Source organism: Ignavibacteriales bacterium (assembly GCA_026390815.1).
GTDB lineage: Bacteria > Bacteroidota > Ignavibacteria > Ignavibacteriales > SURF-24 > JAPLFH01.
The window spans coordinates 49,848-71,810 of sequence record JAPLFH010000041.1 but is presented as its reverse complement, the minus strand read 5'-3'; the positions used below and the strand labels follow the sequence as shown (position 1 = coordinate 71,810).

Below are 21,963 nucleotides of genomic sequence, written 5' to 3'. Positions count from 1 at the left end.
AATTCATACCATAATTTATTGATTGTTAGCAGCTAAAATATTGTTTGCCTGATGGCAATAATGTTTTCTGGGATTTAATTATCGAACCTGCACTCGTTAATTGGTATAAAATTTCTGATAATTCGAGAAGGGCAAGAAACAACAATGTTTAGATTATTTCCTATTAGCTGAGGATTAAGTAAGAACATGAATGATAATTTATAAAAGAATTGCAAGTGTAGATTGATTGATAGCAAGAAACTACCGCAGGTGGAACCAATTATTGCAATATTGAGTTAAAGGTAGAATACAGGAACTGAAAAATTCAAATAGCAGTTGAATTTGATGAAATATGGTGAAATGATTAAACATCACTATAATGCCACAAGCGAAATTTTTATGAGTTTGTCACAGCAAAGCAATGAAGGTTCATCTGTAAGTAAGACAAGTCAAAAATATATAATTCGGAGCGGTGGTTAATCACAAGTATTCAGAAGACTTTGGAAATTAATGTGAGTTATTTTCTAAAAATTTCCATCAAGGAATGGAAATGAAATATTTTGATGATTTTTGGGATTTTCTTAAAGTCATTCAAATATAAAATTTTTACTATCACTACAATTTAAATGTTGATTTTATTTCTTTCGTAGTATAGTTTTAGAGGGAGGATATTCTTTTAACTAAAAAATAAAATCGTTTAGAAGATAGAATCCTAAGTTTTGATTTTAACAATAGAAATTTATTCAACTAATAATAAAAGGAATATATGAAAAAGTTAATTTTAACAGCCAATATTTTTCTGCTGATTCTGATTACATCTGTAATAGCACAGCAAGATACTTCAAACACTCCAACAATGGATCCTAAGGCTGCCACATATTTTAATAATGCCGTGCAGAATTTGCAAAATCAAAAATATGAAGTAGTTGTTGCCTATGCTGATTCCAGTCTTCAGATTGCTAAAGATTACAAAACCTACATGTTAAAAGGTGATGCATTGATTAAACTTAATAAATATGCTGAAGCAAAGGACGCTTTTAATGCAAGCCTGATGTTAAACAAAAATGAAGCTGCTTATAATAGACTTGCAAATTCTCAGTTATTATTAAAAGAATATGATGATGCAATTGCTACTTACGAAAAAGTTTTACAGATGTCTCAAAACGCAGAGATGAAAAAAAAGGCACAGGAATCAATAGCCTTTGTTAAGAATACTAAAGCGATTGAATTTTTCAATAAAGGAAACGAACTATCCAAAGAAAATAAATTTGATGAAGCAATAAAAAATTATAATATGGCTCTTTCAATTAACGATAAGGACGCAAGAACATATTATCAAAAAGGTTTAACTTTATCAAAGATGAATAAAGAAGATGAAGCAGAAAGCGTACTAAAGAAAGCAACTGAAACAGATAATTCATTCGACCTTGCTTACATTGCTCTTGCTGGTCTTCAAACTAAAAAAGGTGCTTATGATAATGCAGTTAAAAGTTATGAAAAAGTAATTGAAGTTTCTAAAAATGAAAATTTAAAAGCTGCCGCTAAAGAAGGTATTGGAAGAACTTATATTGTGGTTGGAAACGCTGATTATAAAGCGAAGAAATATGATAAATCAATTGAAGACTTTAATAAATCAATTGCTAACGGAAGTTCAGAAAGTGCGTATCTGGGATTAGCCAAATCTTTTATTGAAAAGAAACAATATGAAAATGCGTTGAAATCATTAGACAGTGTTGTTGTTTATAAAAAAATGATTACTGATGGAGCAATAAATTATTATAAGGGCTTGATTTATTTTAATAAGGGTGATAACAAGAAAGCTGTGGAATTTTTTACTGCAGGTTTAACTGATGCTACCTACAAAAAAGCTTGCCAATCTCAAATAGATTTTATTAAAGCAAAAGAAAAGGGTGCAAAACCAAAATAATATTTTATTTACTTTACTCCCTCATATAAAAAAAGCCGCGAGCATTTTTATGCCACGGCTTTTTTATTGAATTCTTTAAGATTAAAATTCTATTTTTCTTCCAGTCTTTCTTGTGTAATCCAATACTATTGCACTTGCAACAAATACCGAAGAATAAGTTCCTGTAATAATACCAAAGGTTAGAGTGAAGGCGAAAGCTCTAAGAACTTCACCACCAAAAATTAAAAGTACAATACAAGAAACTAACGTTGTTCCGCCAGTTAAAATTGTACGGCTCATTGTTCTATTTACTGCCCTGTTCATTGCTTCTTCCATAGGAAGTGTTTTATAGATCTTTAAATACTCTCTTACTCTATCAAATACAACTACTGTATCCATAACTGAGTAACCGATCAAAGTAAGAAAAGCAGAAATAACAGTTATGGTAATATCAAGGTTAAGTCCGGGAATTAAACCATACAATATTGCATATAAACCTAAAGTTAGAAGAACGTCATGGAAAAGTGCAACAACAGCTCCAAAGGCGAATATGAATTTAAACCTGAATGCAAGATAAACAAGTATTCCAAGTAAAGATAAAAATACTGCAATTACAGAATTCGTTTTCAATTCCTTTCCAACTTTTGGTCCCACTTTGTCTTCTTTAAGAACCTGGAAAGAATTATCAGGTAACTTTTCTTTCAGGTTCACTTTAATCCAATCAGAAATACCAAAACGGACAATCATATGAGTACCAGTAATATCTTCAGACACTTTACCGGTTTGAAATCCAGCTTTAAATAATTCATCTATTATTGCAGTAGTAGTATCCTTGCCAGGAAACTGATACACAATTGAATTAATAGTTGAATCAACTATTTTTCTTGGCAGACCAGGATATTTTTGGTCAACAACTCTTTCCAAATTATTTAAAATCTTTGGATATATGTTTTTAGGAATTTCCTGTAGTTCGGTTCTAATTAATATTCCTCTATCGCTTCCAAAAGATTTTATTTCAACCTCACCCAATTCCAATTTATCAATTAAATTACGCAACTGGCTGATGTCTACCGGTTTTTCAAATTGTAGTGCTATTTCAGTTCCGCCCTTAAAATCGATGCCGAAGCTAAGACCACGGAATATAATATTAATTAATCCCAGCAAAAGTAAGCCGCCGGAAAGCATATAGAAAAATTTTCTTTTTCCTAAAAAATCAACATGTAAATCTTCAAATATTCGCATTTAAGTAATTTCTCCTTAAAAGAAAGTGTTATTTATCCTAAACTTATTTTATAACCTTTTTCAACCATAAAATCTAATATAACTCTGGAAATTACCAGAGCGCCAAAAAGACTTGTAAAAATTCCAATGATAAGAGTGAGTGCAAATCCTTGAACAGGTCCGGTTCCAAATTGATAAAGGATAATACCCGTAATCAATGTTGTAACGTGCGAATCGATTACTGTAGCAAATGAAAACTTAAATCCGCTATCGATGGCGGCTTTCATAGTTTTACCTACTGCCAGCTCTTCTCTTATTCTTTCATAAATCAATACGTTTGCATCTACTGCCATACCCATAGTTAATACAATACCAGCAATACCAGGCAAAGTTAAAGTTGCATTAAACCCTGCAAGGAATCCGAAGATGAAAAGTATTGCAAAGAAAAGTGCAATGTCAGCTATTATTCCAACCCTCGTGTAAATTATAAACATAAATAAAGCAACCATTAAGAAACCAATAACAGCAGAATTAAATCCCTGAGAAATGGAATCTTCACCTAAGGATGGTCCAACTGTACGCTCTTCAATAATATTTACAGGTGCGGGAAGAGCGCCTGCTTTAAGTACGATTTCAATTAATTTAGCTTCTTCCAGATTTGGCATACCGCTAATTTGAGAATTTCCACTTGGGATTTTACCCTGAACTGTTGGAGCGGAATAAACTCCGTTATCAAGAACTATGGCAATTCGTTTTCCAATATTTGAACCGGTTATTCTTGCCCAGTCTCTTGCACCTTCAGAATTCATTTGCATCGTTACAATCGGTGATGAAGTTTGGGGGTCGATATTTGCCTGAGCGTCTGTAATTACTCCACCAGTTAATTCAGGAGTTTTGTTTACCATAAAAAGTGTATACATTTTTGAGCCATCTTGAGCGAGTATTGGTTTTGCAGAATACAAGAACTCAACGTTATTCGGCATTACCTTTAGCACTTCAGGACGGTTCAACATCATATCAAGCTTTACTCGCTCTTCATCTTTTACATAAGCTTCGGCAGTTCTTGCCTGCGGATTTATCATTGCAATTGCAAAGAAAGGATGCTTCTTTGCAAATTCTTCTTTTGACAACTCTTTTTTTGAAGTATCTGTTTTAGCTTTAGAGTTTTCTGCAGCAAGATTTTTTTTGTCCTTCGCCAATTTGCTCGAATCAGCTGCGAGTGAATCAGAAGTTACATTACCAGCAAGCACTTCATCAACTTTTTGCATTATAGAAATTGCGAATTCTGGTTCTTTAACAAGTTTGAATTCAAGAAGCGCACTGCCCTGCAATAACTGCCTGGCTTCCTCTTCCTTTGCAATACCCGGTAATTCAATAATTATTCTTCTTGATCCTTGTCTTGTAATGCCCGGCTCGGAAACACCATACTGGTCAACTCTGTTTCTAATAATTTCCTGAGCACGTTTTACAGCGTCTTCAGATTGTTCTTTCAACTTAGAAACAATTTTATCGTCATCATCTCTAATAGTTCCAAAGTAACGGCTAAGACGAATTCCTTTTTGCTTTAATTTTTGAGTGAACAGAGATACAACATCCGCATCAGTTAATTTTGATTCATTCTCCGCTTGTTTCAATACTTGTTTAAAAACTTCATCAGGATCACGGGCTAATTTTTCCAGTAGTTTTACTGTGTTCACTTCCATAACCATGTACATTCCACCCTGCAAATCGAGCCCAAGTTTTATTCTTTTTTCTCTATCCTTAATATAGGATTTATCGCTCATCCGGATGCTGTCAATTTTTCCTTCAACAAGTTTATCAAGTTTTTTTCTTTCAATTGACGGATCTTTTTGCAGAACTTCTTTTTTAGTTTTTTGTCTTATTTCTTCAAGGTATTTGGAGTTTCTATAATCTGCATATGTGTAATGCAGAAGGTAAACACTTAGCGCAATTGCACCAAGAATTATTATTATTCTGAATCTGAATTTTTTCATATCACTTCTAAATGTTAATAAATGAGTTATTTTCAATTTTTAAGTCACTAAATATAGGCGGTTAAGTATAGAAAATCAATTAAAATGACTGCCATATACTTAGACTAAAATAATGCCGTGCATATTTATATAAACATGTTCACTTTAATAACAAAAAAATCTATATTTAAACAAATTTTTTTTACGAGGAAGTGATGCATACAAAGACAAAAATTAAAAGAATTGGAATTTTAACTGGTGGTGGAGATTGCCCAGGTTTAAATGCTGTTATTAGAGGTGTGTCTAAACCGGCCCACGATTATGGAATGGAGGTTATGGGAATTGAAGACGGTTTTGAAGGATTGGTACAAGGGAGAGCCAGATTACTTTATAATAAAGATGTTTCCGGAATATTATCTTTAGGCGGAACAATATTAGGTTCATCCAATAAAGGTGATCCGTTTCATTGGCCAGAGGAAGTTGATGGAAAAATAAAAATAGTTGATCGATCAAATTATGCATTGAAGTTTTATCATGGATGGAATTTGGATGCACTTGTGGCTATTGGTGGTGATGGTACCATGCACATTTGTAATAAAATGAGTGCAATGGGAATGAATATAGTTGGCGTTCCCAAAACAATTGATAATGATCTTGAAGCTACCGATCAAACTTTCGGACACGATTCAGCAATATTTGTTGTTTCTGAAGCGTTGGATAGATTACATACAACAGCTTCTTCACACCACAGAGTTATTGTTGTTGAAGTAATGGGTAGATATGCCGGGTGGATTGCATTGAACGGAGGTTTAGCCGGTGGTGCTGATATAATACTTCTTCCGGAATTCCCTTTCTCCTGGAATATTGTATATCAAAAAGTTATTCAAAGAAATATGATGGGGAAAAGATTCAGTATTATTTGTGTTGCTGAAGGAGCAAAACCAAAAAATGGACAGATGGTTGTTAAAGCCACGGATGTTAAAAGAACTGATCCAATTCAACTTGGTGGCATTGGCGAGTTGGTTACAAAGATGATTTCTGAAAATACAAATCTTGAATCCAGGGTAACGGTTCTTGGTCATCTTCAAAGAGGCGGAAGTCCTACTCCATTTGATAGAATTCTTTCCACTAAATTCGGAACATACGCAATAGAATTAGTAGCCAAAGGAAAATTTGGCAGGATGGTTGCTTTGAAGGGAAATGAAGTTACCAGCGTGAAAATAGAAGATGCAATTTCAAAACAGAAATTAGTTACTACAACTACACAGGCACTGCTATCAGCTAAAGCAGTCGGAGTTAGTTTTGGTACAGAAGGATTTTGAAAGATCAAAAGGAGTCTTGCTAAATAGGAAAATATTTCCGTTATTTACGTATGAATTTTAGAAATTGTTCATAAAAATTGGGGTCGTAGTTCAGTTGGTTAGAACGTCCCGTATTGGCGGGAAGATCGTGAGTTCTGAAGAAAGAAATTGTTCATAAAAATTGGGGTCGTAGTTCAGTTGGTTAGAACGTCCCGTTTTGACGGGAAGATCGCGAGTTCGGAAGAAAGAAATTGTTCATAAAAAAATTGGGGTCGTAGTTCAGTTGGTTAGAACGCCTGCCTGTCACGCAGGAGGTCGCGAGTTCGAGTCTCGTCGACCCCGCTTCTTAAAGCCTTGTAATTTAAAAATTTACAAGGCTTTAATATTTTAAAGAAAATTGACTGAAGTAGAAACTGAAGTAGAAAAAATATTACAATTTTCCCGAATAAAGAATACGATTAAAACGTGATTGCGTTGGTGGTTTTTATTATCCTGTAACAGGTTCCCAATTTTACATTAGTATGATTAAGACCCAAATCGCTAAGAATTCTAAGCACAAGTATTATTACATCGCATTGTGCCATAGTATAATGTAAACAAAGAAATAATATAGAAATATGGAATCAGCAAGATATTTTGTGTATTTGGTATTTGAGTACAGAGGACAGGCATTACTTCTCTTTAAAAGTAATTGAAAACCGCGAAATAACACACAACCAATTCCTCATCCGTATAGTCCATAAGTGAATTAATAAAACAGTTCTTTTCTGGGATGGTCCATTTACAAAAAATTATCGTAAAGGATTAGCTGTCGAAAAAATCAGTATCAGATAATCCAAATACAATGATCAATTATCAGCTTTCTAATGCCAGCCATGTTTCCCAAGAATTTATAATGTACTTGGTTGTAAAGCAGCTACTTTAGTGAAGGAGGAAAAAGCCCCGGGTTTTTATAATTTTTCATTTTCAATTATCAATTATAAAGTGGAATCTATTTTTATCAGTTAAGATATGGCGATTTTTTTCAAACAAAAAAAATGATTTTGGAAAAATAGTTTGCTATGTTTCTTTAGAAAAATTAACGGTGGGTAGATGAACTGTTTAAAGATAAAACAAATTTTTATTTCAGCATTTATTTTGTTGGTAATCAGTTTTACAAATTTATTACCTCAACCAATCACACGCGAACTTAATCAAAATTGGAAATTTCACCAGGTTGGAAAAGATGAATGGTATCCCGCAAAGGTACCTGGATGTGTTCATACCGATCTGCTCGACAATTCTTTAATTAAAGATCCTTTCTACCGTACTAATGAAAAAGATTTGCAATGGATTGATAAAACCGATTGGGAATATGAGTCTACATTTAAACTTGGGAAAAATATTATTCAGCAGGAAAATGTGGTACTGGAATTTTATGGACTTGATACTTATGCCGATGTTTTCCTAAATGGAGAAAGAATTCTGATTGCCGACAATATGTTTCGCGAATGGAAAGTTGATTGTAAAAGAAATCTTAAAGAAGGTGAAAATAAGTTGAGGATTTATTTTCATTCACCTATTAAAAGAGATTTGCCTAAGCTTGAAAAATTAGGCTATGATTTACCTGCGGCTAATGATCAGAGTGAAATTGGAGGATTAGGAAGTAAGCGAATAAGTGTTTTCGCTCGCAAGGCGCCGTATCATTATGGCTGGGACTGGGGACCAAGATTTGTTACATCAGGAATCTGGCGCTCAATCTTTTTAAAGGCTTGGAGTTCAGCTTCTTTAAAAGATATTCAGTTAGTTCAAAAAAGTTTAACTAAAGATGTTGCTGCTTTAACAGCGTACCTGGAAATCAATTCTGATGTTGATGATTACTTTGACTTAAAAATTTTGAATAATAATAATGAACTTGTTCATAAATCAATAATTCTGAAAAAAGGAATTAACAAAATTTCTGCTTCCTTCGAAATTGAAAATCCAAAATTCTGGTGGCCGAATGGTTTGGGCGAACACTACATTTATGAATTCAATACTTCATTATCAAAAAATGATAAACCAATTGATGAGATGAATACAAAATTTGGATTGAGAACTATTCAAGTTGTTCAGGATCAGGATTCAATTGGCAGAAGTTTCTACTTTAAGGTAAACGGTATCCCAATTTTTATGAAAGGAGCCAATTACATTCCAAGTGATATTTTTCTAAACCGAGTAACACCTGTTGAATATGAAAAGATTATAAAGTCAGCCGTTGATGCAAACATGAATATGCTTCGTGTTTGGGGAGGCGGCATTTATGAAAATGATATCTTTTACGATCTTTGCGACAAATATGGAATTCTACTCTGGCAGGATTTTATGTTTGCGTGCAGTATGTATCCAGGCGATGAAATGTTTTTGGAAAATGTAAAACAGGAAGCAATTGACAATGTGAAGAGGTTGAGAAACCATCCATCGATTGCTCTTTGGGTTGGTAATAATGAAATAGAAGATGCCTGGGCAAATTGGGGATGGAGACCTCTGTTTACAGAAAAACAGCAGAAGGAAATCTATGACACCTATAAAGAACTTTTCTTCAACATCATTCCATCTGTTACAAAAGAATATGACGGAACAAGATTCTACTGGCCTTCTTCACCAAGCTCTGATTATGGCAGAGCATCCAAACAGGAATCCGGCGACTTGCATTACTGGGGTGTATGGCATGGAAAAGAACCCTTTGAGAATTTCCAATTTAAGATTGGAAGGTTTGTAAGTGAATATGGATTCCAGTCATTCCCGGAATTTAATACTATTAAAGCTTACACGTTACCGGAAGACTGGGATATCGAATCAGACGTAATGACGTCGCATCAACGGAGCGGGATTGGCAATTTGAGAATTCGTGATTACCTGAATATGTATTACAAAACGCCGAAAGATTTTCAATCATTCTTATATGTTGGACAAGTTCTCCAGGCATATGGAACAAAGCAAGCTATTGAAGCACACCGCAGAAGCCGACCTTATTGTATGGGAACGCTATTCTGGCAGATTGATGACTGTTGGCCTGTTGCATCCTGGAGCAGTATGGATTATTACAAACGCTGGAAGGCAATGCATTATATTTCTAAGAAAGCTTATGAACAAATTATTGTGGCTCCTGTCCTTAAGGATGATGTGGTTGATTTTTATATTGTTTCAGATAAACTTGAACCAGTTCAAGCGGAACTGCAAGTGAAAGTTTTGGATTTTTCCGGAATAGAAATTTTCAATAAAACTTTTCCTTTGACTTTAGAAGCAAATAACAGTAAATCCTATCTTAAAATTAACAAGAAAGAATTGTTGGGAAAGAATGATGAATCAAGAACAATAGTTTTCACGTCAGTCAAATCTGATATTAAAATTCTTGCTGAGAATTTATTATACTTTACTCAACCAAAGGATTTGTCATTAGAAAAAGCTGATATAAAACTTAAAGTTGATAAGTCAGATAATGGCTATGAAGTTGAGGTTACTTCTAACAAATTTGCAAAGGATGTTTATTTGAGTGTTGATGATGAAGATGTATTCTTTACAGATAATTATTTTGATCTGCTCCCGGGTGTGCCTAAAAAAATTGAAGTAAAAACGCCAATAGTAATTAATAATCTTGAAAGCAAAATAAAAATAATAAGTTTGATTGATAGTTATTAATTGTTTTAACGGCTTCTGTCCAAACCAACTTTTTTCTAAAGATTTTTAGACATTACTTTTAATTTTGGGCAACAATGATTCATTGCCGGCGGTTACTACAGAAATTAAAATTTATTTGCTACAAGCAAAAGATAGCAGTATAATTCAGGTGTTGGTTGGCGATAGTTATGAGAATTTAACAGAACTGAAAACCGAACAGATGGTTTTTATTTTCGGGTAGAATGAATATTGTTTTTATCCAATAGTAAGTGTCTATTTCAATAATCTGCTTAAGGGAGAAGGGTTTCTAAAAATTTTTTAATTTAATGAATTAAGATTGGAATAGTCGACCTTACTTATTCTAACTAAAATGATTTACAAAAATCTAAGGTAATTATTATGAAAATGCTTATCCTAACTTTAGTTTTAATTTCAGCAATTAATATCAAGGGAACTGATAACAAATTGTTTTTGGAAATGCCAGCTATTTTTTCTAATAACATGGTTCTTCAGCAAAAATCAAAAGCTCCATTTTGGGGAAAAGCTACACCCAACCAAAATATTTTAATCCAGGCAAGCTGGGGACAAATTGTAAAAACAAAAGTTCAAGCGGATAGTTTTTGGAACGCAAAAATACAAACACCTAAAGCCGGCGGTCCATACAAAATAAAAATTCAAATTGGTGATTCAAGTTTTGTATTTAAAAATGTTTTGATTGGCGAAGTTTGGTTATGTTCAGGGCAATCCAATATGGAAATGCCGATGGAAGGCTGGCCCCCTCGAGATACAATAATTGGAGCGCAAAATGAAATTAAGAATGCACAAAATCTTAACATTCATTTTTTTACTGTTGTAAGAGCTTATTCAAGTCAACCTGAATTTAATTGTACCGGCGAATGGTTGCCATCTTCCCCGGAAGTTGTAGCAAAGTTTAGCGCTACTGCATTTTTCTTTGGTAAAAAGTTGGCTAATGAGCTAAAAATTCCTATCGGTTTAATTAATGCAAGCTGGGGAGGAACTGCGGTAGAATCGTGGATGAGTAAAAAATATTTAGGACAGGTTGAAGAATACAAATCTTTTCTTAGCAAATTAGATGAAAGTGAATCAGAATTAATTGAGCTTCGTAAATGGCAGGAACAGTATCCGGTGATTGATATTAGTACAAAAGATGATCTTCATAAATGGGAGAATCTTGACTTTAAAGATGATTCTTGTTCGTTGCCATCATTTGATGATAATAATTGGAAAGACATGAATTTGCCCGTTGGTTGGGAAGCAACCGAGATTGGAAATTTTGATGGTGCCGTCTGGTTCAGAAAGAAAATTGAAATACCTCATTCCTTTGTGAATCAGGATTTAAATATTGGGCTTGGACCTATTGATGATATGGATGTAACTTTTGTAAATGGTGTGAGGGTTGGAGGATATGAAACAGATGGGCAATGGCAGACAGAAAGGATTTATACTATTCCAAAAGAATTAGTAAAAGACACAATTGTTACAATTGCTGTAAGAGTAGTTGATAATCAAGGTGGTGGTGGATTTTATGGTGATAAAGAAAAAATGAAAATATTTTTAAAGGGAGGCGACAAAGAAATATCAATTGCCGGCAATTGGAAATATTTACCCGTAGCTGAGTACAGTAGCATGAAATTTTATGTGTTTGGTGCTAAAGGAGAAAAATATTTTTCTCGTCCAAAACTTGATGTTGATCTTTCAGCTTACACTCCAACAAGTTTATACAATGCAATGATTGCACCGATTATTCCGTATTCAATTAAAGGTGCAATATGGTACCAGGGGGAATCGAATACTAATAAGCCAGATATGTATAAAGTTCTTTTCCCAAAGATGATTAAAAACTGGAGGGATGATTGGAAGGAGGTGAATTTTCCATTTTACTATGTGCAAATTGCACCATATAAGTATGATGATAAGACACAATCGCAAAGGTTAAGAGAAGCGCAGCTCTTTTCTCAAACGACAAAGAATTCTGGAATGGTTGTAACCCTGGATATTGGTAACCCTGAAAATGTACACCCCGGAAACAAAGAAGAAGTAGGGAAAAGGCTTGCTATGTGGGCACTTGCAAAGGATTATTATAAAAAGGTTTTTTATTCCGGTCCTTTATATAAATCGTTTAAAATAAATAAAGACAAAATAATCTTGTCGTTCGATTTTGCAGACGGTGGATTAAAGTTAAAGGAAAAAAATGGTGATTCCAATTTTCTTATTGCCGGTGAAAATATGGAATTTAAAAAAGCAAATGTTAAAATAGTTGGAAATAAAATAATTCTGAGTTCAGCAGAAATAAAAAAGCCATTAGCTGCAAGGTACGCATGGAGCAACACTGATGAAGCAACTCTTTTCAATAAGAAGAATTTGCCGGCATCATCATTTAGAACAGATAACTGGAAGGAATGAAAATGCGATCAGAACCCAAGTCTGGTGTACTCTAATAGCACAATTACTATTGACCGTATTACAGAAAATGGCAAATGTAAAGAAAGCATTTTCAACAGTAGCAACATTGGTACGGAAACATCTAATAAGCTTATTAGATGTTTATGAGTTATTAAGAAATGTGGAAAGAGCGTATATAAAGAAGAAGCGCGACACCTTGATGCCAAGTTAATTTCCGGCATAATTTAATGGAGATACATTTTTAACTATGATAGATTTTGTTTGAATATTTTTATTATTTTTTACAAAATTAAATTTTAGTCGGTTGATAGTGATAATCTATAATGGAAAGTTGCTTTTTACATAGCTTCCCTGTTGGGCGCTGTTTATCGGCAATGGCGTTAGTAGTTGGCTCCAAGTAAGTGAATTGCATATTCCCTTTAATACAATGTTAAACACGGAAGGCTTGTAATTAGTACTGATCCAGATTCAACAACTAATAAAGAGAAAACACTATGAAATCCATTGTTACGTTCTGTATGCTTTTTTTTCTTTTTCTATCATGCAAGCATCAGTCTCCTGCAATCAATGAAGCCCTGTCGGTAGAGGCTAAGTATGTTTTGCCCTATCCAATCGGGCGGGAATATATATGCTTGCTGGGATTCAACAACCCATATTCACACAATGGTACATTCCGCTATGCTGTGGATTTTGCCATGCCAATTGGAACACTTATTACTGCCGCCCGAAACGGTCATGTTGTATATATTCTTGAGAGTTATTCGGATTATGACCAGACTGCAGGTAATGAAAACGTAGTGATAGTTATTCATGAGGACTCGACTTATGCGCGTTATGTTCATCTAACAACAGATGGAGCTCTTGTAAAGATAGGTCAGACAGTAATGCTGGGCGACACTATCGGTTTGAGTGGCAATTCAGGGAGCGGAGGTCCACCACATTTACATTTTGATGTTACGAATAGCAACAACGGCAGAAGCGACCAGACGATTCCCTTTGATTTTAAGAACACGATACAGCATCCGATAGGATTAACAGAAGGTGTATCATACAAAGCGTTTCCATATTGAATCTTGGCAAAGTGAGCCACCAGCTAACTGCTTAAAAAAGGAAAAAGTCAATAATACGGAGAAGTCAAAAGAGAAAAATATTTTTGTTTGACAAAGGTAAATTAAAATTTTAAGTTGCATCAAAAACGAGGTGAAGGATAAAATACCTGGAGATAACCCGATTATTAGAGGATAAGATATTCGTAATTATAGTTGTTGCAGAAATTAGTTTGAATTAATTTTTTAATTTTACAAAAGTAAGATTAAGAGGAGATCTTTAAATAAATTTTTCGACGGTGTTGTATTTTAACTAAACACGGCGTTATACGGTAGGTAAAATGATAGATGATTTAGCATTTCAAGACTATCACAAGTTTGAAGATGAGATTAAATATAAGAATAGATTTTTTGTTGATACAAAATTTGTAGAGTCAATGAAAGCTGCTATAAAATTAAATTCAACCACAAAAATAAAAGGGAGTGTTTTTTATAGAGCTAGAATACATAAATACGAGGACAACAAAGATTTTCCGTTCCAAAGTGATAAAATGTTTAATCCAAAGCCAGAGGAAGCCGTGAGAGGTCGAGCTAATCCTGATGGAATATCATATTTGTATTTATCATCGGATGTAAATACTTGCATCAAGGAAGTATTACCAAAGCATAGTGATATTCTTACAATCGGTGAATTTTCTCTTAGAAAGAATGTTAATATGATAAGTTTTATTTATTCATTTCCAATTTCTGAAAATAATTACATCACCAGTCTAAACCATTGCATTCGATTAACATTTTCACAATCACAATTATCGGCAAGACCAGAAGTCGATTACCTACCTTATCAATTCATCTGTGAACTTATTAAAAAAGAAAAGTATGATGGAGTGTTGTATCATAGTAGTTATGATAAAGATATATTAACTAGTTCATATAATATTGTTTTATTTGACCCCACACTTGCTGAATTAGACAATTCTAAATGCAGTATGATAAAAATAATTTCTACTGAATATGGGTATGAATAAGTTTTTAAACGAAATACCGTATAACAAGTGCCTAAACAGCGACCGCTGTCTTCGATGCGGTCATATTGAGTGGCATTCGGGTTTAGCTTTTCAGAATTAGTTTGTTGTGTAAGGTTGATTTGTAAAAGAAAACTGATTTATAAAATAAAGTTGCGTTGACAAAACTTAGCTGTTTGTTCTGGGCGGACGGGTGAAAAGCAACATCGTTAGGTGTCAAAAAAGGAAGTTACCATTATGTCTTTATTTGATAAAATATTTAACAAAAAAAATAATGAAATCCCAAGGCTAGAAACTAATCAATCATTTCCTGTTACTGGTTCTTCCCCTACAAAAAACAGCAGTGATTATTTCAAAGAGATTTCATTTGTGAAATTGGAGCATTCTTTCATTCCAAGTAATCTATTAACTCAAGAAATAAAAAATTATGAAAGTATTAAAATTCTTTGTCCCAACACAAATGACGACCTTTTTGAAATATTCTTAGGCCAAAAAATCCCAATGGAAACAATTCCTTCATTGATCAATGAGGCAAACAAGTACAAACAAAAATTTTGGGATTTTGAAAAGTTGTTGTTACATTTTGCATTACAACAAGTAGAAAATAAAGAGTATGCGCTTGCAGATCAATGCCTCAAATATTTATTAGAAATTGGCAGCAAATCTATTCAAGTAATCGAACTTTTTCTAAGGATTTATTTCTTAGAAAATAATCAACAAGGGAAACAAAGACTTCACGATTTAATCGTCACCGAATTATCTAATCAAAAAACATTTTATTATAGAAAAAAGCTCAATCAATTAATCTTACAATATTCTGACAGGTTATTTTCAAGAGATGAAATCTGGTTTTTATATAATGCACAATTAAGCAAAATTGAAAAACTAGATGAATGTTCTGCAATTTATGAATTGATGGGCAATATGATGCTATCGGATGGGAATCCTATAGATGCAGTTTATAAGTATATAGTTTCATATTGTACAGAAGCGCAATATATGTTTTTTATGGATACTGCTTTGAATAGTGATAATTATAAAAAATATAAAACGAATGATTTTGTCAAAAATCATTTAAAGAAACTTATTAAAAAAGCCAAGTTTGAAAACAAGGGTAAAGAAATAATATCGTTAGTTGAAAAATATATGATAGATTTGCCAAAAATAGATCTCATAAAACTTAAAGAAGAAGTGGGGCAAATTCTTGAAGTGAACACATAACGATATAAAGGATTAAAGCGAAGCCTACCTACGCTAAACAACAGCTTCGGTAGGTAAACTTGCCGAGTTTTGCCATCGGCATCACTATGATAATCCGGTGTTGGGCAGGCGTAAAGCGACTTATGGGACTATTTGTAATTTAGATAAATTATTTTTAATGGGAGGGTGATTTTTTAGTTATTCCGATTTAGTTTTGAATCAGTGGGGATAATTTTTATTTAATATATCAATGAATGCCGACATCCTAAGCCCATCAAATAATTACGATAAAAAGTTGATGGAATAGATTTGGAAGAAAAGTTGGATTTGTTTTTAAGAAAGGCTTATACTGCACTCCTAAAATATAAGACACGAAATGTGTAGAGGAAAATGGATGAATACAGAGGCATGGAGGCGGCAGAATGTCTCTGTATTTGGCAAAAAGATGGTTGTCTTTAATCCAAGTATTTTTAATAATTGTCTCAGATAAAAGGAGTTTAATTAGTCAATCCATAAAAAGTGTTTAAAGTTTATAGAAGAAGAAAAACAGAACAAAACAAAAAAAAAGAGTTGCCAAGTATTGCAAGAAATGTTGAATCCAAAAGACACATAATACCAGTTGGCAGAAAAGATACTTTGGAAGGAAATAGAAAAGGAGTTTGAAAACTATTATTTAGATCTTGGCAGTCTGTTTTACCAACTCCAAATCTAAAAATGACTTATTAAGGAATGACTAAATAAGTTTAGAAAGTTCTAATTAAATGAATCAACTATAGATCGGGTGGCTGGATAAAATGAAATTAAATGTTTCAAACCCGGTGACCCAATGCTCTTTTGCTCACCCGGAACCAAATATATATCGATGCGGCGGCTAAAAATTCATTTTGTTCTTACCCAGCTTTCTAAATAAATAAAAAAATGAAAATGTAAAACCATAAAAATGTGTTTTATTTGCAATTCTTAACTCGGGACACAGGAGAAAGTTTTTTAGTGTAACTTTGATGTACTTAATTAATGTAAATTATTTTACTTTGATAATTAATATTTTAGAAAGTTATTAAAGCGGTTCATAGATAAATAATCTCTCTTATTACAGAAATTAAAAGTTGTTTCTTATTTTATGCCTGTAATTAAATTTTTTTTCATCAAGATTAAATAAAGTATTGTGAAAAAAATAAAGCTTCTTTCTGCTTTTCGATTTATTATTATTCTTCTTGGAGCAATAAATATTGAAATTACAGCAACTGAACCACAACACAACATTATTTCATCTTTAAAGAAATCTACCCTCTTAGATTATTGGCAAATAGTTAAAGACGCAGATCCCAAACTTTCTCTTCCGAGTTTTCCGGATTCATTGTGGCAATTATTTAAACCCACCATAGATGATGTAAGATACACTGAAGGCAACTGGATTTTAAGAACCAATATTGTAATTAAGGATTCATTGAGCGGCAAGGAAGTTTTAGGACTCTTTCCAATAAATTTTGTAACTGCTTATGAAATTTATTGGGATGGAATTAAGATTGCACAAAATGGAATAATTGGGGTTACTAAAACAGATGAAAAAGCAGGTGCATACAATTTTAATCTCGCACTATCTCCTAATCTTGTAACACGCGGTGAGCATACTCTCGTTTTTAGAATATCGAATCATAATAATTACTCATCCTGGAAATGGTTCTATGGCGATTTAATTATTGGTAAGTATGATTCTTTGGTAAAAAAAATATTTCAATGGAATTATCAAGCATTTTTTATAACAGGCATTTTATTTATTCCATTTCTTTTTAATCTTTTTCTTTACATCGCAAGGAAACGAAAAATTGAGCACCTGTTATTTAGCTTAATTTGTTTAATTGTTATATTGGATTCGGTAACAATGCTGGCTCCAATATTCGTAGATACCCGGACTACTTTTGTGTACTGGCAATATTATGTTTATCAAGCAATTAATGTTTTGTTTACTGTCCTATTCCCTGCATTTTTCATTTACCTGTTTTCTTTTCCTAAAAAAATTATTGTGGTTATTATAGTAACAACTCTTTTCATCTTTTTGTTTTTTACGAACATCGGAAACCTCTTTAACATAATGACTATTACTGTACTTATTATTAGCAGCATAATAACGATGTGGGCGTTGTACAAACGGCGGGAAGAAAGCGTAATTATTTTTATTGGAATTATAGCAGCCTGGGCAGCATATTTCTTAAATTTTGCTTTTGCGGGATTGGCAACAACTATGGTTATTTGCACAAGCTTATCTATAGCAAGGCAGTTTGCAAGAAAAGAAACAGCAGAAAAAGAAGCGCAACTTAAATCTTCACGCTTAGAAAATGAATTATTGAAGAAAAATATAAATCCACACTTTGTATTAAACACATTGACCTCAATAATTGTATGGCTCAGAAAAGATTCCAATTCAGCAATCAAACTTATAGAAGCCCTGGCTGAAGAGTTCAGAATGATAAATCAAATTTCTGCTTTAAAGCAAATTCCTATTAGCCAGGAAATTGATTTATGCAGAGCGCATCTTAAAATTATGAGCTACCGCAAAGGTGCTGATTATAAGATGGAAACTTTAGATATTGATGAACAGGATACTATACCGCCAATGATATTTCATACTCTTGTTGAAAACGGATTAACGCACGGATATGAAAATAAAATCGCCGGTACTTTTAAATTACAAACGATAAAAAATCCGGATTGTGTAAAATATATTCTTACCAATGATGGAGAATTTAATTCTGAAGAATCTAAAGGTTCCACAGGCTTTGGTGCAAAATATATCAAGGGCAGATTAGAAGAAAGTTATCCCAACAGATGGAAATTCAGATCAAATAGATTAGCTCAGGGTTGGGAATCTTTAATTGAAATAAGGAACAGTTAATGCGAATATTAATCGTTGAAGATGAAAGACCTACTGCCGAAGATATAAAATTGCTGGTTGAGCAAATTCTGAATAAAGGAATTACATCTATCCACATCGAGACTACATTGGACAGTGCGATGTTTTATCTGAAAGAAAAACCCATTGATGTTTTACTTTTAGATTTGAATCTAAATGCAAAAGATGGATTTGATTTACTAAAACAAGTTGTAAGTCAGTCATTTCATACAATTGTTATTTCTGCTAATACTAATAGAGCAATTGAAGCATTTGAATATGGAGTACTGGATTTTATTCCTAAGCCATACAATATTGAAAGATTGAAAGCCGCTTTTCGAAGATTACAATCAAGCCATGCTTTGGTTGGACATTCAATTAAATATCTTTCTGTAAAAAAGGGATTTGAAATTAAGGTTATCCCTATTGAAGAAGTCAGTTATTTTAAATCAGCAAATATTTACGCAGAACTGCATCTTAAAGATGAGCGTATTGTTATTTACGACAAACCCCTAAAGCAGCTTGTTCCTTTATTACCTTCCAATTATTGTCGTATTCACAAATCCTATATTATTAATCTTGAAAAGATTGAGACAATCCAAACGCTTGGTGGAGGAAAATACCGTGCTCTTCTAAAAAGTGGTGAGTCCCTGCCAATTAGCAGAAATAAAATTAAATCGCTAAAAAATATTGATGTTTAGATTTATGATTTAATTCATAAATCTAATTTGTATTAGAACATTTACCTTCCAAATAGTCTCTCATAAGCATCCAACAGTGCATTTCACAAACTCCTGGTGCAGTTTACAAGGTTTTTACCACATCATACTTTGCCACTAATTAATTTAGCAAAGGTTTTAATTATCACTTAAGTAAGCTGAAAATTAATGCATCTATAAAAAAATCATATAATTTTAATGGAGTTCTATTATGAAAAAAATTATGCAACTTTTATTTGTCATTTCAATATTGTTTATATCATCATTCTCGATATTTGCTCAAGCTATTCCAGAAGACAGTTTATACCTAGGGCAAACTCCTCCTGGAAATACTCCTAAAATATTTAATTTACCTGTTACAAGCGGGCATCGTGCTTGCGAAAGAATAGCTATCACCTCTGATGGCAAGGAAATATATTATGGCGAACTAAACACCTATCCACCTTCTAGTTATAGGGTAAGATGTATTAAATACCAGGATAATAAATGGCAAGGACCTTTTAACGTTTTTGAAGGATATACTGCGCCGAAATTATCAGTTAATGATAGTATTATATACATGCAAAATAATGTCTTTTACACTTACTTCTCGATAAGAACTGATTCGGGGTGGAGTGTACCTGTCCGCCTTCTTTCCAAAAACCTGCGTACACATTATTTCCAAAGGACAAATCTAAATAACTCTTATGCATCTTCTTACTACGAAGGTTCTCCGACAGATGGAAATTTAAGCAAGCTGATAACAGTTAACCAGGATACTATATTACAAAACTTAGGAATACCATTAAACAGCTCGATGCAAGAAAATGATTTTTTCATGGCTGCTGATGAATCGTATATTTTTTTTAGCAAGAATGTTACAGGTGGAGCCGGTGATATTTATTTAAGTTTTAAAAAGGATAATGGCAGATGGACAAATCCCAAAAATCTTGGAGCACCAATAAATAAACCCGGTTATGAATGGGAATATGGACAATTTGTTACCCAAGATGGAAAATATTTATTCTTCACCTCTGGAGGACAAAATATGCCTTCATATTATACTTATTGGGTTAAAATAGATAATATTATTGATTGCTTGAGAGCAACAAACTTTGTCCCATATTTAAATTATCAGATTCCTGATCAATCATTTCCAGCTGGTAAGTTATGCAGTTATACTTTACCAGACAGCACATTTTTTGATGACGATGGGAATAATACTCTCACGTTAAGTGCAAAATTGAGCAACGGAAACCCCTTGCCGGATTGGTTATCTTTTAATTCAACAACAAGAACATTTTCAGGCATACCAACTATAGTAGGCGGATTTCCTAAAAGAGTAACAGTAACTGCCAAAGATACCGCCAATGCAAGCGCTTATGCTACATTTAGTATTACTGTCGTTGCCGATCCTGTTGGTGTAGAAGAGGATAGAGAACAACTTCCAGAAAGTATGAATCTATATCAAAATTACCCTAACCCGTTTAATCCAACAACAAATATCGAATTTGCAATTTCCAAAAGTGAATTTGTTTCTCTAAAAATTTACGATACACTTGGCAGAGAGGTAAAAGATGTTTTTAATGGAAACTTAAATGCGGGTAATCATTCGTTTGAATTTGATGCTAATAATTTTTCATGCGGGATTTATTTTTATGTTTTAAAGACTAACACTTTTTGCGTTCAAAAGAAGATGGTTGTCCTGAAATAAATCTCGATGAAAAATTAAAAATATAATTATGGTTAAGAATAGAGACTTTATGAAAGAGTTAAAAAAAATCGGATTACATATTTTGTTCTGGATAACAATTCCATTACTTGTATTTTACTTTAAGTGGGCGGTTCAAGTAACAACATCTTTACCCGGGCTGCCAGTTTCTGAATTTGAAAGTTTTTTTTAAATTGTTCAAAATAACAGTGATGTAATTATTGTTTCATTGTTAGGTTCAATTCCCATCTTTTATATGTCTTTATTTTTTTTAACACCAAAACTATTGTTTAAAAGAAGTTATATTAAAATTTTTTTATATGTAGCCAGTTTAATAGCATATTTTTTTGCAGTTATACTTGTAACGGAAGTCGTTTTTCCGATGTATTATTTCTTTGGAATTCCATACGCAATAAAAATTCTTGTTCCAATAGTTTTAATTTCCGGCTTATGCGGAACATTATTTGCATTTATGAAAAAATTTCAAAAAGTAAAGTTTGAAAATGATATTTTAATAATGAAAAAAATTCAGATGAAATTGGATTAACTAAAGGAAACTTCTGAAAAATTTATTAGCTCGAAATGGTTTTATATTAGTTGCCAGTCTTATCTCAATAGGATTTGGAATCTGGCACTTTTTTATACCAAGTATATGGAATTGGTACTCCTATATTGATCCTTCAGCTACTGAACTTATCATTGCTGTTCGTGCAATAAATATATTTTTCTCTTTACTTCTTGTGTTGTTAGGAATAGCAAATATAATTATTGTATTTAGAGCGACACATGATCGATTTACATATTTAGTTTTGATTTCAATATCTGTACTATTATGGGCAACACGTGTAATACTGCAAATAATTTATCCGCAAGGTTCTCAAAACCTAATATTGCAATATTGTATGTTGTCTATATTCATTTTTGTTTTGTCATGCTATTTGATGGGTTTA

Annotated in this window: 14 protein-coding genes and 1 tRNA gene; 13 read left to right on the top strand and 2 right to left on the bottom strand. The window is 32.9% G+C overall.

The window, feature by feature from the left end; genetic code table 11:
* The first annotated feature begins 745 nt into the window (after positions 1 to 745).
* The gene (locus tag NTX22_12995) at positions 746 to 1,906 is read left to right on the top strand and encodes a tetratricopeptide repeat protein (GenBank protein ID MCX6151440.1); all 1,161 of its coding nucleotides are present in this window, start codon (positions 746 to 748) and stop codon (positions 1,904 to 1,906) included.
* A gap of 81 nt (positions 1,907 to 1,987) precedes the next feature.
* Here NTX22_12995 and secF read toward each other — a convergent pair whose 3' ends face one another.
* A complete protein-coding gene (secF, locus tag NTX22_12990; protein MCX6151439.1) occupies positions 1,988 to 3,127 on the bottom strand; it encodes a protein translocase subunit SecF in 1,140 nt (379 codons plus the stop codon).
* Positions 3,128 to 3,159: 32 nt separating this feature from the next.
* Positions 3,160 to 5,100, bottom strand: a complete 1,941-nt coding sequence (gene secD, locus NTX22_12985; protein ID MCX6151438.1) for a protein translocase subunit SecD — start codon at positions 5,098 to 5,100, stop codon at positions 3,160 to 3,162.
* Positions 5,101 to 5,294: 194 nt separating this feature from the next.
* Here secD and NTX22_12980 point away from each other — a divergent pair, with 194 nt between their 5' ends.
* The 12 genes from NTX22_12980 (at position 5,295) to NTX22_12925 (ending at position 21,560) form a co-directional block, all read left to right on the top strand.
* The gene (locus NTX22_12980; GenBank protein MCX6151437.1) at positions 5,295 to 6,401 is read left to right on the top strand and encodes an ATP-dependent 6-phosphofructokinase; all 1,107 of its coding nucleotides are present in this window, start codon (positions 5,295 to 5,297) and stop codon (positions 6,399 to 6,401) included.
* A gap of 247 nt (positions 6,402 to 6,648) precedes the next feature.
* Positions 6,649 to 6,722: transfer RNA gene (locus NTX22_12975), tRNA-Asp, on the top strand.
* Positions 6,723 to 7,472: 750 nt separating this feature from the next.
* Positions 7,473 to 10,040, top strand: coding sequence for a hypothetical protein (locus tag NTX22_12970; GenBank protein ID MCX6151436.1), 2,568 nt, complete (start codon positions 7,473 to 7,475; stop codon positions 10,038 to 10,040).
* A 378-nt stretch (positions 10,041 to 10,418) separates the two neighbouring features.
* On the top strand, positions 10,419 to 12,443 hold the full coding sequence (locus tag NTX22_12965; GenBank protein MCX6151435.1) for a glycosyl hydrolase family 2: 2,025 nt from the start codon (positions 10,419 to 10,421) through the stop codon (positions 12,441 to 12,443).
* A 599-nt stretch (positions 12,444 to 13,042) separates the two neighbouring features.
* Positions 13,043 to 13,513 carry a M23 family metallopeptidase gene (locus NTX22_12960; protein ID MCX6151434.1) on the top strand — a complete coding sequence of 157 codons (471 nt, stop codon included), beginning with the start codon at positions 13,043 to 13,045 and terminating at the stop codon, positions 13,511 to 13,513.
* Between the two features lie 413 nt (positions 13,514 to 13,926).
* Entirely contained in the window at positions 13,927 to 14,517 is a 591-nt protein-coding gene (locus NTX22_12955) for an RES family NAD+ phosphorylase (GenBank protein MCX6151433.1), read from the top strand.
* A 234-nt stretch (positions 14,518 to 14,751) separates the two neighbouring features.
* A complete protein-coding gene (locus NTX22_12950; GenBank protein MCX6151432.1) occupies positions 14,752 to 15,735 on the top strand; it encodes a hypothetical protein in 984 nt (327 codons plus the stop codon).
* 1,144 nt (positions 15,736 to 16,879) lie between these two features.
* A complete protein-coding gene (locus NTX22_12945) occupies positions 16,880 to 18,607 on the top strand; it encodes a histidine kinase (GenBank protein ID MCX6151431.1) in 1,728 nt (575 codons plus the stop codon).
* Positions 18,607 to 19,305, top strand: a complete 699-nt coding sequence (locus NTX22_12940; protein MCX6151430.1) for a LytTR family DNA-binding domain-containing protein — start codon at positions 18,607 to 18,609, stop codon at positions 19,303 to 19,305. Before NTX22_12945 ends, NTX22_12940 begins: the two co-directional genes overlap by 1 nt.
* A gap of 229 nt (positions 19,306 to 19,534) precedes the next feature.
* A complete protein-coding gene (locus NTX22_12935) occupies positions 19,535 to 21,016 on the top strand; it encodes a putative Ig domain-containing protein (GenBank protein ID MCX6151429.1) in 1,482 nt (493 codons plus the stop codon).
* A 49-nt stretch (positions 21,017 to 21,065) separates the two neighbouring features.
* On the top strand, positions 21,066 to 21,206 hold the full coding sequence (locus tag NTX22_12930; protein MCX6151428.1) for a hypothetical protein: 141 nt from the start codon (positions 21,066 to 21,068) through the stop codon (positions 21,204 to 21,206).
* A gap of 189 nt (positions 21,207 to 21,395) precedes the next feature.
* A complete protein-coding gene (locus tag NTX22_12925; GenBank protein MCX6151427.1) occupies positions 21,396 to 21,560 on the top strand; it encodes a hypothetical protein in 165 nt (54 codons plus the stop codon).
* The last annotated feature ends 403 nt before the right edge of the window (positions 21,561 to 21,963 follow it).